The sequence below is a fragment of the Hyalangium minutum genome (genome assembly GCF_000737315.1).
GTDB classification, from domain to species: Bacteria; Myxococcota; Myxococcia; order Myxococcales; family Myxococcaceae; genus Hyalangium; species Hyalangium minutum.
Genome location: NZ_JMCB01000006.1, coordinates 763063 through 777654, shown reverse-complemented (window position 1 = coordinate 777654; position 14592 = coordinate 763063). Strand labels below are relative to the sequence as shown.

Annotated in this window: 12 protein-coding genes; 4 read left to right on the top strand and 8 right to left on the bottom strand. The window is 68.9% G+C overall.

Annotated features, from left to right (window positions below; all coding sequences use genetic code 11):
* Nucleotides 1-82: 82 nt before the first annotated feature.
* Together DB31_RS18645 and DB31_RS18640 are read left to right on the top strand one after the other, a co-directional pair.
* Nucleotides 83-1474, top strand: coding sequence for a M16 family metallopeptidase (locus DB31_RS18645; protein ID WP_044189396.1), 1392 nt, complete (start codon nt 83-85; stop codon nt 1472-1474).
* Nucleotides 1474-2991, top strand: coding sequence for a M16 family metallopeptidase (locus DB31_RS18640; RefSeq protein WP_044189393.1), 1518 nt, complete (start codon nt 1474-1476; stop codon nt 2989-2991). Before DB31_RS18645 ends, DB31_RS18640 begins: the two co-directional genes overlap by 1 nt.
* Nucleotides 2992-3079: 88 nt before the next feature.
* Here the strand turns inward: DB31_RS18640 and DB31_RS18635 are convergent, their stop codons facing one another.
* Nucleotides 3080-3358, bottom strand: coding sequence for a hypothetical protein (locus tag DB31_RS18635; RefSeq protein WP_044189391.1), 279 nt, complete (start codon nt 3356-3358; stop codon nt 3080-3082).
* A 138-nt stretch (nt 3359-3496) separates the two neighbouring features.
* A complete protein-coding gene (locus DB31_RS18630; RefSeq protein WP_044189389.1) occupies nt 3497-5131 on the bottom strand; it encodes an alkaline phosphatase D family protein in 1635 nt (544 codons plus the stop codon).
* 125 nt (nt 5132-5256) lie between these two features.
* On the opposite strand from DB31_RS18630, the gene DB31_RS18625 reads away from it, so the two are divergent.
* Nucleotides 5257-5844 (top strand): hypothetical protein, encoded by a 588-nt coding sequence (locus tag DB31_RS18625; RefSeq protein WP_157232048.1) that lies wholly within the window; start codon nt 5257-5259, stop codon nt 5842-5844.
* Entirely contained in the window at nt 5822-6427 is a 606-nt protein-coding gene (locus DB31_RS18620; protein WP_157232047.1) for a hypothetical protein, read from the top strand. Before DB31_RS18625 ends, DB31_RS18620 begins: the two co-directional genes overlap by 23 nt.
* A gap of 9 nt (nt 6428-6436) precedes the next feature.
* Here DB31_RS18620 and DB31_RS18615 read toward each other — a convergent pair whose 3' ends face one another.
* The 6 genes from DB31_RS18615 to gshB form a co-directional block, all read right to left on the bottom strand.
* On the bottom strand, nt 6437-7684 hold the full coding sequence (locus DB31_RS18615) for an MFS transporter (protein ID WP_044189386.1): 1248 nt from the start codon (nt 7682-7684) through the stop codon (nt 6437-6439).
* Nucleotides 7685-7826: 142 nt separating this feature from the next.
* Nucleotides 7827-9368: a CapA family protein gene (locus tag DB31_RS18610; RefSeq protein ID WP_044189385.1), complete on the bottom strand. Its 1542-nt coding sequence runs from the start codon at nt 9366-9368 to the stop codon at nt 7827-7829.
* Between the two features lie 102 nt (nt 9369-9470).
* Complete coding sequence (locus DB31_RS18605; RefSeq protein WP_044189383.1) at nt 9471-9902, bottom strand: sigma-54-dependent transcriptional regulator; 432 nt, start codon at nt 9900-9902, stop codon at nt 9471-9473.
* Nucleotides 9899-12685 (bottom strand): ATP-binding protein, encoded by a 2787-nt coding sequence (locus DB31_RS18600; RefSeq protein WP_052420077.1) that lies wholly within the window; start codon nt 12683-12685, stop codon nt 9899-9901. The genes DB31_RS18605 and DB31_RS18600 overlap by 4 nt, the downstream gene beginning before the upstream one ends.
* 107 nt (nt 12686-12792) lie before the next feature.
* Nucleotides 12793-13560 (bottom strand): tRNA1(Val) (adenine(37)-N6)-methyltransferase, encoded by a 768-nt coding sequence (locus DB31_RS18595; RefSeq protein WP_044189381.1) that lies wholly within the window; start codon nt 13558-13560, stop codon nt 12793-12795.
* A complete protein-coding gene (gene gshB / locus DB31_RS18590; RefSeq protein ID WP_044189379.1) occupies nt 13557-14513 on the bottom strand; it encodes a glutathione synthase in 957 nt (318 codons plus the stop codon). The genes DB31_RS18595 and gshB overlap by 4 nt, the downstream gene beginning before the upstream one ends.
* Nucleotides 14514-14592 lie beyond the last annotated feature (79 nt).

The following is a 14592-nucleotide window of genomic DNA, read 5'->3' as shown; positions in this document are numbered from 1 at the left end:
CCAGTGTCGCACACTTCCTCCCCCACCCTGAGGTGGGCACGTGCTAAGCGCACCGCCCAGCCCAAGGAGGCTCATGCCACTCATGAAAGCCCTCGTCGCCACGCTCGTCCTCGCGCTCGGTCTGCCCGCGCTCGCCCAGGAGGCGAAGCCGCTGGAGCCCGGCCGCGAGTCGCTCGCCATCCCCTACGAGAAGTACAAGCTGAAGAACGGCCTGGAGGTCATCCTCTCCGTGGACCGGAAGCTGCCCATTGTCGCCGTCAACATCTGGTACCACGTGGGCGCCTACCACGAGACGGCCGGCCGCACCGGCTTCGCCCACCTCTTCGAGCACATGATGTTCCAGGGCTCCAAGAACGTGGCGGATGACGTGCACATCTCCATGCTGGAGCAGCTGGGGGCCACGGACCTCAACGGCACCACCAACTTCGACCGCACCAACTACTTCGAGACGGTGCCCAGCAACCACCTGGAGACCGCGCTCTGGCTGGAGAGCGACCGGATGGGCTTCCTGCTGGACACGCTCACCGAGGACAAGCTCACCACTCAGAAGGAGGTGGTGAAGAACGAGCGCCGCCAGGGCACCGAGGCCGCCCCCTACGGCATGGCCCGCGAGAAGCTCTGGCACGCCCTGTTCCCGCTGCCCCACCCGTACCACGGGGACGTGATTGGCTCGATGGAGGACCTGGACGCGGCCACCGTGGACGACGTGAAGAACTTCTTCCGCAAGTGGTACGCGCCCTCCAACGCCACGCTCACCATCGTCGGGGACTTCGACGTGGCGAAGACCAAGGCCCTGGTGGAGAAGTACTTCGGCACCCTGCCCAGCGGCGCCAAGCCGGAGCGGCCCCAGGTGGCCCCGGCGAAGCTCACGCGGGAGACCGTCATCCGCCATGACGAGAAGATCGCCACGCTGCCCATGCTGACGCTGGCCTGGCACAGCCCCGAGTACCTCACCGAGGGCGATGCCACCGCGGACATGCTCGCCACGGTGCTGGCCACCGGCAAGGCCAGCCGCCTCTACCGGAGGCTGGTGCTGGAGAAGCAGATCGCCCAGAGCGTGGATGCCTCGGAGCAGAGCATCGGCTCCCAGTCCGTCTTCACCATCGAGGTGGTGGCCCGGCCCGGCGTCTCCACGGACACGCTGAAGAAGGAGGTGGACGCGGTGCTGGACGAGGTCCGCAAGAACGGCGTCACCGTGGAGGAGCTCAACCGCGCCCGGACCCGCTATGACACGCGGATGCTGTCCGGACTGGAGTCCGTGGGCGGCTTCGGCGGCAAGGCGGACGCGCTGCAGAACTACAACCACTTCGTCGGCGAGCCGAGCTACCTGGCGCAGGATTTGGCGCGCTACCAGACCGTGACGCCGGACGCCGTGAAGCGCTACGTCAACGAGCAGCTGCGTCCGGACGCGCGCATCGTGCTGCACGCCGTGCCGGATCAGCAGGCCCCCACCGCTCCGAAGGAGAACAAGTGATGCGCCGCCTCTTCCTCGCACTCTCCGTCCTCGCGCTGGCCGCGTGCGCCACCACTCCGCAGCCGGAGCCCACGAAGGACTCCACTCCGGCTCCCCAGGCCGAGGCCCCCAAGGCCGACGCCGAGGCCTTCCGCGCGAAGATGCCCACGCCGGGCAAGTCGCCGGACCTGGTGCTGCCCACCTTCGAGCAGGAGAAGCTCGATAACGGGATGACGGTCATCGTGAACTCGCGCCGCGACCTGCCGCTCGTGTTCATCGGCGTGTCCTTCGCCAACGGCACCGCGCAGGACCCCGCGGGGCAGGGCGGCCTGGCGGACCTCACCTATAAGATGTTGCTGGAGGGCGCGGGCGGGAAGGACACCGTCACCCTGGACAACGCCTTCGCGGACCTCGGCGTGTCCCCCGCCACGCGCGTGGAGCCGGATGGGGCCACCGTGGGCGTGCGCGTGCTGTCGCGCAACGCGGACAAGGCCCTGGCGCTGCTGGCGGACGTGGCGCGCCGGCCCACCTTCGCGCAGAAGGACTTTGACCGGCGCAAGAAGCAGCAGCTCGCGGACCTGGTGCGGCGGCTCGGCACCCCGTTCTTCCTGGGGCAGCAGGCGTACCTGGAGGCCGTGTTCGGCTCGGCGCACCCCTATGGGCACCCGGGCTCGGGCGTGCCCGCCACGGTGGACAAGCTCACCCTGCAGGACGTGAAGCGCTTCTACCAGAAGAACGTGGGCCCCAAGGCCTCGGCGCTCGTGGTGGTGGGAGACGTCACCCAGCAGCAGGCCGTGGAGTGGGCGAAGAAGTACTTCGGCGACTGGAAGGGTGACGCCGTGGCCGCCCCGGCTCCGGCCGCTCCCGCCGCGCCGCCTCGCGAGGCCCTGCGCGTGGTCTACAAGCCCGGTCTGGAGCAGACCTTCATCCTGGTGGGCCGCCCCGGCGTCGCCGTAGGCCACTCGGACGAGTACCCGCTGGACCTGGCCACCACCGTGTTCGGTGGGTTCTTCGGCAGCCGGCTCAACATGAACCTGCGCGAGGCCAAGGGCTACACCTACGGCGCAGGCGCCAGCTCCGACGCGCGGCTGGGCGTGGGACCGCTCACCGCCTACTCCCAGGTGCGCGCCAATGTTACCGGCCCCGCGCTCGCCGAGTTCGTCCGCGAGCTGACCGACATCAAGTCGCGGCCCATCTCCTCCAAGGAGCTGGAGGCCGCTCGCGAGGGGCTCATCCGCTCCTACCCCGGCATCTTCGAGACGGTGGAGGGCGTGGGGCTGAACGCGGCCCAGCTGTTCCTCAAGCGCCGGCCGATGGATGAGTTCCGCAAGCAGGTGGATGGCCTGGAGAAGGCCACCCCCGCCGAGGTGCAGCGCGTCGCCGAGGCCTACCTCAACCCGGCCGCCATGCAGATCATCCTCGTGGGGGATCCGGACATCATCCAGCAGCAGGTGGCACCGCTGAACCTCGGCAAGATTACGCCGATGGATGTGGCGGGCAGCGGAACTCCGGCTCCGGGTGCGGCTGGGAAGAAGTAGTCCCGTCGCGCAGACGCAGTGCCAGGCGCCGGAGTCCTCGCGGGGGCTCCGGCGCTTTGTGTTTCAGGCTGCCGGCTTGCCCGGCGGCCTAGCTGTTCTCCTCTTCGGCCTTCTCACGGCCACGCTGCTCGCGCTCGAGCTCGTCGGCCTCGTCGATGGGGCTGCGGATGTCCGGCACATCGCCACCGGCCGGGCCATCGCTGTCGAAGGCGAACTTCAGCTCGCGGGTGTCGTGCTTGGACTCGTCGGCATAGAGCGGCTTGGTGTCATCGGCCTCCAGGCCGCGCTCGACCCGGTCCTTCGTGAAGGGGGGCTTGTGGGAGGCCTCCTTGCCGCCCTTGAGAGGGTCATACTTCCGGCTGCTCATGCTGGGGCTCCTCGTTCCGCGCGCGGAGAGCCCGCGCGCCTCGAGGCTCAAGCTCGGGATGCTCTCGCCGCACACCAAGCTTCCCAGGAGCAGGAACGCCCTCCCTCGCCGGCCCGAGGAGTGACCCGCCGGGCCTGGCTAGGCACGGCGCGCGGGGGGCTCCACCACCACCTGCACGTCGACGTGGGTGTGCTCGGCCTCCCACTTGAGCCAGAGCTTGGGCGAGCGGCTCGACTGCCCCTCGGTGACGCGCAGGGAGATCCAGTTGCGCTCGCGCAGGTACAGGTCTCCGCCCACGGGCAGCAGCTCCGTGCGCAGGTGCCCAGGCAGCTCCTCCGGCACATCGTTGGCCAGGGCGCGCATCCCCATCAGCTCCAGCGCCGAGGGCGGCGGGTGGACGATGCCCGAGGAGGTGACCTGCTCCAGGTAGACCTCGGCGTGCCCTGGGTGCAGGTGCCGCACGTTGCGCGAGCGGATCAGCGCCCGCGAGCCCACGTGCGCATCCCCGGACAGCACCGTCACCGAGCAGCACGAGTCCTTCGCCAGCTCGAAGAGGTTCATCATCAGCCGCGTCCGCTCGCCGCGGTGGATGACCGACTCCCACTGGTCCAGCAGGTCATCCCGCTTGTCGACCAGCGCGGCGCCGGACTCCACGCCCGGACGGAAGCGCATGTAGACGATGGGGATGGAGGAGATGATCAACACGTGCCGAGGCTTGTTCCGCTGCGTGGCGCGAGCGGTGTGCTCCTTGCGCCAGGCGTCGAACGCCGCCCACTGAGCTTCCGAGAGGATGGTGTGGTCGAGCTTGCCGCTGGCGAGAGTCCGGCTCGTCCGGCCGCTGCGCAGATCGAGCAGCACCACGTCCAGGTCGCACGCATCGCCCGAGAAGGTGTGGGCCTGGAAGTAGTGGGCGGCACCGGGATCGCGCCGGGCCTTCACGTCGCCGCGCAGGCCTCCGAGCTGGAAGGCCTCGAAGACACGGGCCGCCGCGCCATAGAGCGCGCGCAGCACCGGGGACTCCTGCAGTTCTTCCAGCGAGCCCCACCCGTCCATGATGTCGTGATCATCCCAGGTGTAGAGCCCCGGGACGCGCGCCAGCATGGAGCCGATGCCCTGCTCGCTCCAGCGCTCGATGTAGACGCGCACGTAGTCGCGGAGCAGCTCCGCCTCCAGGCCCTCGGGGGCGGGGCTGTTCAGCCGCTGCGCCCGAGAGAGCTTCTGGAAACGGGCCAGCGTGGGGTTCGTGTACCAGAGGCTGTCCGTGTAGAGCTGATCGCCTCCGCCGAGGAGGACGTGGAAGCCCGCGTCGTGCTCCTGCTGGCGGCGCATCTCCTCCCAGAGCGCGAAGGGGCGATCGAGCGTCGCCCAGCCCTTGAGGTGGCTCACGCCGTTGCACGAGAAGAACGCGCACCGGGGCAGATCTCCCCGGGCGGGCACGAGCACGTCCTTCACGTCATCCATGCGCCACTCGACCGACGGGCTCGCAGGGTCGAAGCGGTAGCTGACCCGCTGCTCCACGGAGAGGCGCGTCAGCCGGACCGTCCACTTCCAGGAGACACACGCCCAGGGCTCCTCCAGCGCGGAGAAGTCCGCGGCCAGGGTGGGGCCGGACACGGTGCCGAGCTCCTGGCCCTGGGCATCGCGGAAGGCCAGCCGCAGCGGCGGGGCCTTCGCGGTGTCAGTGCCCGAGAGCAGTAGGTTCACCGAGAAGCTCCAAGACTCCGGATCCGTCTGAGTCTCGGCATACAGGACGGGCCCCAGGAACAGTCTCATGTCTCTCCACCTCGGCGCGGGACGTGGCACGAAGCCCATCGCTGTGTAGGACACGGAGGGCTCTGCCCCCATCATCGCCTCGGGAGCAGCGGATCCGCTAGACAGGGGATGAACAGGAGACAGCCATGTGCGTCTGGAGGTTCTTTCTGTGCTGCGGGGTGATGCTGATCCCAGCGGGGTGCGCCCACACACCCGCCGAGCCCACCGTCCGCACCAAGGGGGGCGACAGCGCCACGACTCGAATCTCCACGCTCATTGCCCAGGGTCAGCTCACCGAGGCAGAGGAGCTTCTTCTGCATGCGATCGCAGCGGGCCTGATCTCCCATGAGGCCGCCCAGCGGCTGCAGAAGACCATCCGTGAGCGCCAGCAACAGCCTTCGCAGCAGCCGGGTCCGAACCGCTTCCCGCCCGTTGATCCGTGGGTGGATGTGGATCCAGTGGAGGATCCTTCAGGCCAGCGGCGGAACTGCGGTGAGAAGCTGCCCGACTATCCCGTCTGTCAGGATCTACCTGCGGGCTATGCCTTCCACAGCGCTCAGCAGGCCCTGAACGCGATGAAGCTGAGGCTGGACTCCAAGAACCTCCTTCTTCACCACCCGGAGGAAACACGGGCAGGTCCCTGTCCATTGCTCGGAAGGCACTACAACATGGACCAAGTGCCGCATTGTCTGGTAGGGCTCCCCATCGGGCATGAGCGAGCTTCGATCCCCTGAGGATGAGGTCCAAGCGCTAAGGCTGGCGGCCGCGCGTGCCGACGTGAACGGCTGCTGGAGCTCCGCTCGGAAGTTGCTGCGCCACCTGCCTCCTCATCGGGCGCTGCGGTTGGTCCGGGATTTTGTTTCGCGCCGCCTGCCTGTTTTCGAACGTCATCAGCCCGGCGTGCGCTGGCCGCGCCAGTTCATCGAGTCCATCCCGGAAACCGGCCCGACGGATGATTCGGAAAAGTGGCCTGAAGCAGAGGATGACTTTCCTGGGCCGGGCGCCAATACCTTCACCAGCGCGGTGGAAGCCCTGTGGAAGGCAAGCCGGCCTGAGATGGATGAACACCGGCGCAGCGAACTGTTGGCAGATGCCTTGGACCATGCCGTTGCCGCCGAGCGGCTCGAGCACTGGGGCACACGTCATCCAGAAGCATGGGCGCTCTGGTACCAGCTCACTTCAACAGGGCTAGAGGATCCGCGCATGGTCCAGATCCAGCTCTCCATCAAGAAGGATTCGGAGGCCATGCGCGTCGAGGAAGAGGGCTGGCTGGAGGCAGCTCAGCGCCTGGAAGAGGCACTGCACTCTTCCGCGTGAGCGCCGCTTTCACGCCTCGGTGGCGTCGAAGCTGTGCGGGCGCAGCAGGCGCAGCGTCACCACCAGCGCCAGGAAGAACACGGCACAGGACACTGTCACGAAGCGCACGCCCACCCGGTCCGCCAGCGCTCCCTGCAGCCACACGCCCAGCGCGTAGCCACCGTTGAGCACCATGCCGTAGAGACTGCTGATGCGCGCCCGGAGCTCCGCAGGCGCTCGCGTCTGGCACACCGTGTGGATGCCCGTGAGGCACGTCATGTAGCAGGCGCCCACGAAGAAGATGCCCACGGCGGCCCACACCAGGGTCGGCGCCAGCCAGTACAGCGCCGTCACCAGCCCCAACAGGAGCATCACCCCCTCCAGCACCCGCTTGCGGCCGAACGCATCCACCAGCACGCCCGCCGCCACCGCCGCCGTCACCGCACCCGCACCCTGCGACGTCACCAGCAGCGATGTTGCAGAGGCCCCCTGGTGGAACACCCGAATCGCAAACACCGGCACCAAGCCGATGAACGGTGCCACCAGGATGGCGATGACGAGCGTGCTCGTAATGACCAGGCTGATACCCGCGTCCTTCCGCGCCACGTCCACGCCGCGGACAATGTCCGCCCAGAGCACCTTCCACAGGCCCTTGAGCACCACCGGACCCGGGCTTCGCGTGGGCCCCAGCTTCCACAGCGCCACCAGCACCGAAAGGAAGGACAGCGCGTTGATCAGCAGCGCCCATTGAATGCCACCCGCGGCCAGCACCACCGTCGCGAGCAGCGGGCCAATCACGCGCCCCAGGTTGAACTGCGCCGAGCTGAGGCTCAGCGCGCTGTGCATGTCCTTCGCCGGCACCAGCTCCGCCAGCAGCGCGTTGAAGGCCGGACCGGACAGCAGGCTGATGCTGCCGTTGAGGAAGGCCACCACCGCCACCAGCGGCACGCTCAGGTGGTGCGTGAAGGCCAGCACCGTCAGCACGGCGGCCAGGAGCATCTGCCCCAACGTGCCCACCGCGAGATACGTGCGCCGGTCGAACCGATCCGCCAGCGCTCCACCGAGCGGAGACAGGAGCAGGCCCGGCAAGTACGACAGCGCCGCCACTCCGCCCGTCCACTCGGCCTTGCCCGTCACCTCGGTGACGTAGACGCCCAGCGCCAGCGTCTCCATCCAGGTGCCGATGTTCGACACCAGCGCTCCAATCCACACCGCAAAGTAGCCGGGGTGCTCGAAGGCCCGGAACGAAGAGAAGCGCTGGAGGCGAAGTGCGGGCACGGCGGTCTTCCTTCTAACCCAAGCCTCGAACGCGCGCTCGGTGGGCCTCGTTCCCACTCTTGGGGCACCAATGAATCCAAGCTGCGCGGTGGATCAGCTCACCTTCAGCATTCCGTTCTGAGCTGTGCCGCGAGGACCCGCCCTACGGCGTTGCCCGCTGAAGGGAGGCGGACGGCTTCTCCAGGGGAGAGATGACACCGTCCTCGGAGATCCGCGCGCCCGTCAGCGGGAAGTCCTGGGCCGTCAGCTTGCGCACCAGCGAGGTGACGCCGCCGTCCGGATCCGGGGCGGGGATGCCCTCGCCGTGCTGGCGGGTGGGGAGGATGCGGCCGGAGAGGTAGCGGCCCTCGCGGTCCAGCTCCACCTCGAGCACCATGCCCAGCCCCTGCACACCCGTCACCGTGAAGCGCCCGTAGGTGGCGAAGTTGCCCAGGGAGTAGGCAATCAGCCGGCCCTTGTAGAACTCCATGGCTCGCGCCACGTGGGGGCCGTGGCCCATGACGAGGTGCGCACCCGCATCCACCATGGCGTGCGTGAAGGTACGCAGGTCGCCCCGGTCCTCGCCCATGAACTTCTCCTTGCCGGGTGGCACGCGCACGGCCTTGGCGCCCTCGGCGCCTCCGTGGAAGGAGACGATGACCAGGTCATGCGTGGCCGCCGCCGAGCTCACCAGCGCCTTCGCCGTGGGCAGGTTGTTGAGGTGGTTGCACGAGGCCGAGGTGTGAAACGCCACCAGGCCAATGCGCAGCCCGTTGCGCTCCAGCGTGGCCACCGTGCCCGGCGGCCCGCTCCAGCCGATGCCGAGCGTGTCGAGCGTGGACTCCGTCTCTCGCCGGCACAGCTCGCCGAAGTCGCCCGAGTGGTTGTTTGCCGTGGAGACCACATCCACCCCCGCGTCCTTGAGCGCCTGGCCGTAGGCCGTGGGCGAGCGGAACGCGTAGCAGTTCCGGGGCGAGCGGCACTTCTTCGTCTCGCCGATGTCGCACAGCGGGCCCTCGAGGTTCACGAACGTGAGGTCCGCGTCCTCCAGCAGCGGGCGCACGGCGGCGAGGACGCCATCGGGGCCCTCGGGAGGCAGGTGGCCCTCGGGCACCGTGGTGCCGAGCATCACATCCCCCGCGGCGCGAATGCGCACGCGCGCACCCTCGGGAGGAGGCGGGCGCTGAGAAGGCTCCGGGGGCTTGGCGAGCCGCTCCGCCAGCTCCGCCTGCGCACGGGCCTGCGTGAGCGCCGTCTCCAGATCCGGCTGATCCGGCTTGAGCTTCTGGACCTCCGTAAACTGCGCGAGCGCCTCGGCCCACCGGTTCTCCAGCGAGTACGCCCAGCCCAGCTCCCACCGGCAGTCCACCCGAGAGGGCATCGCCTCCACACAAGCGGCGAGCTCGGTGATGGCCGTCTTCGTGTCCTGGGCCTTCAGCGCCTCCACGCCTCGAGCGAACTGCGCGTCCGCGCCCGCTGTCGCCGGATCCACGAGAGCGGTGCTGGCATCTCCAGGAGCCGCAGTGGGACTCACGGCAGCCGGGGCAGGAGCCTCGGGGGGTATGGGAGGGTTCGCGGGGACAGCAGCGAGAGGAGCCGCGGGCTCGGAAGCAGGGGGCCTCGCGGAGGAACGGGCGGGTTCGGTCGCAGCACACGCACCTGACAGGGCAGCGAGCGCCAGCAGCAGCAGGACGGAGGAACGCATGGCGCGGGCATATTACGGGTACGCCTTGTGCCCGAGAGAAACCTGCGGGCACGTCGCTGACGGACGCACCCTGCCCAGGCAGGCGGCCTCGGGCGCTCCGTCTCAGCTCTGAAGGGGCCCTCTGCCGGTGGGGACCGCCTCTTCGATGACCTGCAGCAGCTCGTCCAGGTCGAACGGCTTCATGACATAGCCGTAGGCCCCCTCGCGCTCGCAGCGGGCCGCCGTCTCATGCGAGGCGTAGGCCGTGACGACGATGACGGGCATCCCGGGATGAAGCCGCTTGAGCTCCATCAACGTCTCGACCCCGTCCATCCCCGGCATCCTCAGGTCCGTGAGCACCAGATCGAAGCGCTGCAGCTTCGCCCGCTCGACCGCCACCAGGCCATTCTCGGCCGTGGTGACGTCATAGCCCTCCATCTCGAGCAGCTTCCCGAGACCCTCGCGTACGTCCGCCTCGTCATCCACGACGAGGATGTGCTCGCCCCGCTTCTTGATCACCGGGGCCTCGTCTTCAAAGAGATCCGTGACATTCATTGCAGTGGAGCCTCCCCTTCGGCTGACGCGGCCGTCTCGAGCACCGGCGCGGCGGGCAGCCACATCCGCACCGTCGTTCCACGGCCCCGCTCGCTCTCGATGTTCAAGGTGCCTCCGTGTGCATCAATGAACCGGTGGGTCAACGACAGCCCGAGCCCGGTGCCCTCTCCCGGCGGCTTCGTGGTGAAGAACGGCTCGATGACGTGCGGCAGCGTGTCCGGAGAAATGCCCGGGCCGTGATCGATCACCGCCACCTCCACGCCCTGCGTCCCCTCGCGCGCCAGCGGCCGGGCCTCGAGGGTCACCGTGCCGCCCTCTGGGCTGGCTTCCAGGGCGTTCGTCACCACGTGGCGCAGGGCCGTCTCCAGCTCCGCGCCATGGAGGTGAAGCCGAGGCAGCTCGGCGGCAGCGAGCCGCGCATCGAGCGACAGTCTCCGCCGCGAGAGCTGAGGCCCAACGAGCTCGATGACCCGGCCCACCACCGCGCCCACCTCACAGGGTTCGCGGATGACAGCAGGGCGGCTCGAGAACTCCCGCAGGGCCTTCACCAGGCTCACACAGCGCTGGGACTGGCGCTCGATGACCTCCAGCGTCTCGCGCTGGCGCTCCGGGGCCAGCTTCCGCCGCACCATCAGATCGAGGCTCATGCGGATGGCAGCCATGGGGTTGTTCAGCTCGTGGCACAGCCCTGACACCAGCGAGCCCACCGCGGCCATCTTGCCCTTCTGCAGCAGTTGCTCCTGCGTGGCGCGCAGCCTGCGCAGTGCCTCCTCCAGCTCGTGCTTCCGCGCCTGGAGCTCCTGGTAGAGCGAGTGCATCCGCACCGCCGCGCGGACCCGGGCCTGGAGCTCCGCCGCGCTGAACGGCTTGCTCAGGTAGTCGTCCGCGCCAATCTCCAGGCCCTCGATCGCCTCCTGGCGGCTGGCCTTGGCCGTCAGCAGGACGATGGGGATGTCCCGATACGTGGGGCTCGCCTTCAGCCGGGAGACCAGCTCGGCGCCGTCCATCTCCGGCATCATCACGTCCGAGACGATGACGTCCGGCCGCTGCCGCTCCATGGCCTCCAGCGCCTGCCGGCCGTTCTCCACCAGCTCCAGCGCGTACTCGCGCCCGAGCAGGCTGGCCAGGTAGGCACGCATGTCCGGGTTGTCATCGGCGATGAGCAGGCGAGGTGCCTCCTGAGGCTGCCGCTCCGGCGCCGGAACCGGGGAGCCCATGGGCAGTGGCGCGGGCGTGAAGTACCCCGCCCTCGAGCCCGGAGTGCGCCCGGTGCTCAGCGCTGGCTCCACGAGCCGATCCGCGCTCCGAGGCAGGCGGACGATGAACCGCGAGCCCTCGCCGGGCTTGCTCTCCACGGCCACCTCGCCCCCCATCAGCTCGGCGAACTCCTTCACGATGGCCAGCCCCATGCCGGTCCCCTCGTGTTTGCGCGTGGTGGAGCCGTCGAGCTGCTGGAAGCGCTGGAAGAGCAGCCCCTGCTTGGACTCGGGGATGCCCGGCCCCGTGTCCGTCACCGACAGCTCCACCCACGAGTCCCGCGCCCGCAGCGCCGCGACGATGGAGCCTCCTGACGGCGTGAACTTGAGCGCGTTGCCCAGCAGGTTCAGGACAATCTTCTCGAACTTGCGCCGGTCCAGCGGCACGACGCCCAGGTGGGCATCGGCCTCGAAGCGCACCTCGACGCCCCGGATGGCCCCCGCCGAGCGCGCATCTTCCACCAGTTGCTCCGTGAGCGAGGCAATCTCCGCCGGCTCCCAGTGCACCTCCATCCGGCCCGCCTCCACCTTCTGGTGATCCAGGATGTCGTCCACGAGCCGGAAGAGCCGCTCGGCGTTGCGGTGGATGCGCTCCAGCTCGCGCCGGACATGCTCGGGCAGCTCACCCGAAGCATCGGAGAGCACCACCCCCAGCGGACCCAGGATCAACGTGAGCGGGGTGCGCAGCTCGTGGCTCATCACCGTGAGGAACTCGCTCTTGGCGCGCACCGCCGCCTCGGCCGCGTCCTTCGCCTTCTGCACCTCCCGCTCGCCGCGCTTGCGCTCGGTGATGTCCGCGTAGATGCCCAGCATCCCCATCACCTGGCCCGCTTCGTCCCGCAACGGCACCTTGCTGGTCAGCAGCGTGCGCTCCGAGCCATCCGCGCGCCGGACGGGCTCCTCGATGTCGAGCATCGGCGTGCCGCTCTGCATCACCTGGCGATCCACCTGGACGAAGAAGTCCGCCTCCTCGCGCTTCCAGATGTCGTAGTCCGTCTTGCCGATCAGGTTCTCCACCGTCCCCGCGCCCGAGTCCGAGACGAAGTTCTGATTGGCTCCGAGAAAGCGCCCCTCCCGGTCCTTCCAGAAGATGGCGTGGGGCACGTTGGCGATGACGTACCGGAGCACGGCCTGCTGCCGCTCGAAGTCCCTCAGCCGCTCCTCCGTGCGGTGCTCCCAGGTGACGTCTCGCAAGAAGAGCCACACCTGCCCGCGCTGGGGGCGCAGCCGGATCTCCAGCCACTGGCCGGCCGAGGCCCGGTGTTCCACGAGCCGCGTGGGCACCTGCTCGGACAGCGCACGCTGGCAGCCTTCCAGCAACGCGGCCGAGGCCCCTGGCTCTCCCAGCACCGTGCTCAGCGCCTGCCCGCACAGCCCCGAGCGGGACAGCGTCAGGAGCTGCTCGGCGGCCCGGTTGGCGGCACACACCTTCAGAGACGCGTCCAGCGCCAGGAACCCATCCTCCAGGGCCTCCAGGGCGTCCATCGCCGAGAACCCCGTGAGCTCAGCTTCGGGACGGACTTCCATCCACCCTCCTCACTTGGCGCTGGAAAATTATAGCAATACGAAAATCACAAAACCAGACACCACAGCTTAGGGATTCCATGGGGAAAGCTCGACCCGCCTGCACCCGGTCACCGTGGGTTCTGCTCGGAGCGCGGGGGATCCATGAGCGCGGCGACCTCGTGTGTATAACCACCGGGGCCCTCTCCATGGACGATGAGCGGCGGACGCACCTCCAGCCCTCGATCGCTGTCCCTCAGCGCGTGAACCAGGAAGCGCGTCGCGGGCGAATCCACCCGCGAGTGGACGAGACGCAGGGCTCGCGGGAACAGCCGCGCCGCCGTGAGCAGGCCAAGGACCTCCGCCAGCCGCGCTGCTGGGTACACCAGGCTGACGCTCCCCCCGGGCTCCAGCGCATGCCGGGCCGCAGCCACCACCGAGGCCGCGTCACACGCCAGCTCCTGCTTGGACAGGGCGCGCTCCTCGTCCGGGCTGCGCACCCCGGCATCCGCGGGCCGGAAGGGAGGATTCGAGACGACGAGCGCATGCGCTCCGGGCGGCACCCGCGTCCGGGCCTCGCGCAGATCTCCGAGCAGCGGCCTCACCCGGCCCTCGAGCCCGTTGAGCGCCACGGCCCGGACCAGCCGCGCATGGACTGCAGGCTGTAGCTCCAGCGCGTCGATGGGTCCTCGGCCGAACTGCCGGGCGAGCAGGAAGGACACCACTCCGCTGCCCGCGCCGAGCTCCAGCACCGGCCCCTGTCGTGGATCCTCCGCGGCAGCGAAGGCGGCCAGCAGCACGGCGTCCAAGGTGAAGCGGTAGCCGCCCCGGCGCTGCAGCACCTTCACGCCCGCCGTGCCGATCGAGTCGAGCGTCTCGTCCGTCTCGGGAGTGCTCACCGCCGGGCGGCCAAGCGCTCCGCCAGGTCGATGATGTGGGCCTCGAGGCAGACACCATCCAGGGCGTTGATCTCCGCCAGGCCGGTGGGGCTCGTGACGTTCACCTCGGTGAGGAAGTCGCCGAGCGTGTCGATGCCCACCATCAGCAGCCCGTGTTCCAGCAGCTTCGGCTTCAGCCGGGCACAGATGTGCTTCTCGCGCTCCGTCAGCGTGGTCTTTATCGGCTTGCCGCCCGCGGCCATGTTGCCCCGGTGATCATCCTCCGAGGGCACGCGCAGCACCGCGCCCAGTGGCTCTCCGTTCACGAGGATGATGCGCTTGTCGCCCTGGCGGCTCTGCGGCACGTACGCCTGGGCGATGATGGGCTCGTGGCCTTGGGTGGTGAGCAGCTCCAGCAGCGAGCGCATGTTCCGGTCCTCGGGCCCGACGAAGACGATGCCCTTGCCTCCGAAGCCGTCGATGGGCTTGAGGATGGTGCCGCCCGGGTGCTTGCGGATGAAGTCGATCAGCACCTCCCGCTCCCGCGACACGCAGGTCTCCGGCATGAGGTCCGGGAAGTTCAGGGTGAAGAGCTTCTCGTTGGCGTCCCGGATGCCTCGGGGGCTGTTGATGTAGACGGGCGGCTTGCCGGAACACAATTCCACCAGCTGGGTGGCGTGCAGAAAGTCCACGTCCACGGGCGGATCCTTCCGCATGAACAGGACATCCAGGCTGGAGATCGGCCGTACCTCCTCCTCCAGCACGTCGAAGTGGCGGCCCACCTCGTTTCGCACGGCCACGGTGCGCATGCGGGCCTCGGCGCAGGTGCCGGAGTAGCGCAGCCAGCCCTGCTCGAAGTAGCGCACCGTGTGCCCTCGCCGATGGGCCTCCAGCATCATCTGGAAGGTGGAGTCGTGGCCGACTTGCACCTTCTCGAGGGGGTCCATCAGGAAGCCGAGGGTCAGGGGAGCCATCGTGGAGCCTGTATCCGAAGGTGGGAGCCCCTTCACCTAACAGGGCCCACAGGGGGTTTCCAGCCGCAGGCTAACCCAG

What these genes read in the sequence shown, in the direction of transcription:
- DB31_RS18645 (WP_044189396.1), top strand. Translation starts at nt 83, where the DNA reads ATGAAAGCCCTCGTCGCCACGCTCGTCCTCGCGCTCGGTCTGCCCGCG.
- DB31_RS18640 (WP_044189393.1), top strand. Translation starts at nt 1,474, where the DNA reads ATGCGCCGCCTCTTCCTCGCACTCTCCGTCCTCGCGCTGGCCGCGTGC.
- DB31_RS18635 (WP_044189391.1), bottom strand. Translation starts at nt 3,358, where the DNA reads ATGAGCAGCCGGAAGTATGACCCTCTCAAGGGCGGCAAGGAGGCCTCC.
- DB31_RS18630 (WP_044189389.1), bottom strand. Translation starts at nt 5,131, where the DNA reads ATGAGACTGTTCCTGGGGCCCGTCCTGTATGCCGAGACTCAGACGGAT.
- DB31_RS18625 (WP_157232048.1), top strand. Translation starts at nt 5,257, where the DNA reads ATGTGCGTCTGGAGGTTCTTTCTGTGCTGCGGGGTGATGCTGATCCCA.
- DB31_RS18620 (WP_157232047.1), top strand. Translation starts at nt 5,822, where the DNA reads ATGAGCGAGCTTCGATCCCCTGAGGATGAGGTCCAAGCGCTAAGGCTG.
- DB31_RS18610 (WP_044189385.1), bottom strand. Translation starts at nt 9,368, where the DNA reads ATGCGTTCCTCCGTCCTGCTGCTGCTGGCGCTCGCTGCCCTGTCAGGT.
- DB31_RS18605 (WP_044189383.1), bottom strand. Translation starts at nt 9,902, where the DNA reads ATGAATGTCACGGATCTCTTTGAAGACGAGGCCCCGGTGATCAAGAAG.
- DB31_RS18600 (WP_052420077.1), bottom strand. Translation starts at nt 12,685, where the DNA reads ATGGAAGTCCGTCCCGAAGCTGAGCTCACGGGGTTCTCGGCGATGGAC.
- gshB (WP_044189379.1), bottom strand. Translation starts at nt 14,513, where the DNA reads ATGGCTCCCCTGACCCTCGGCTTCCTGATGGACCCCCTCGAGAAGGTG.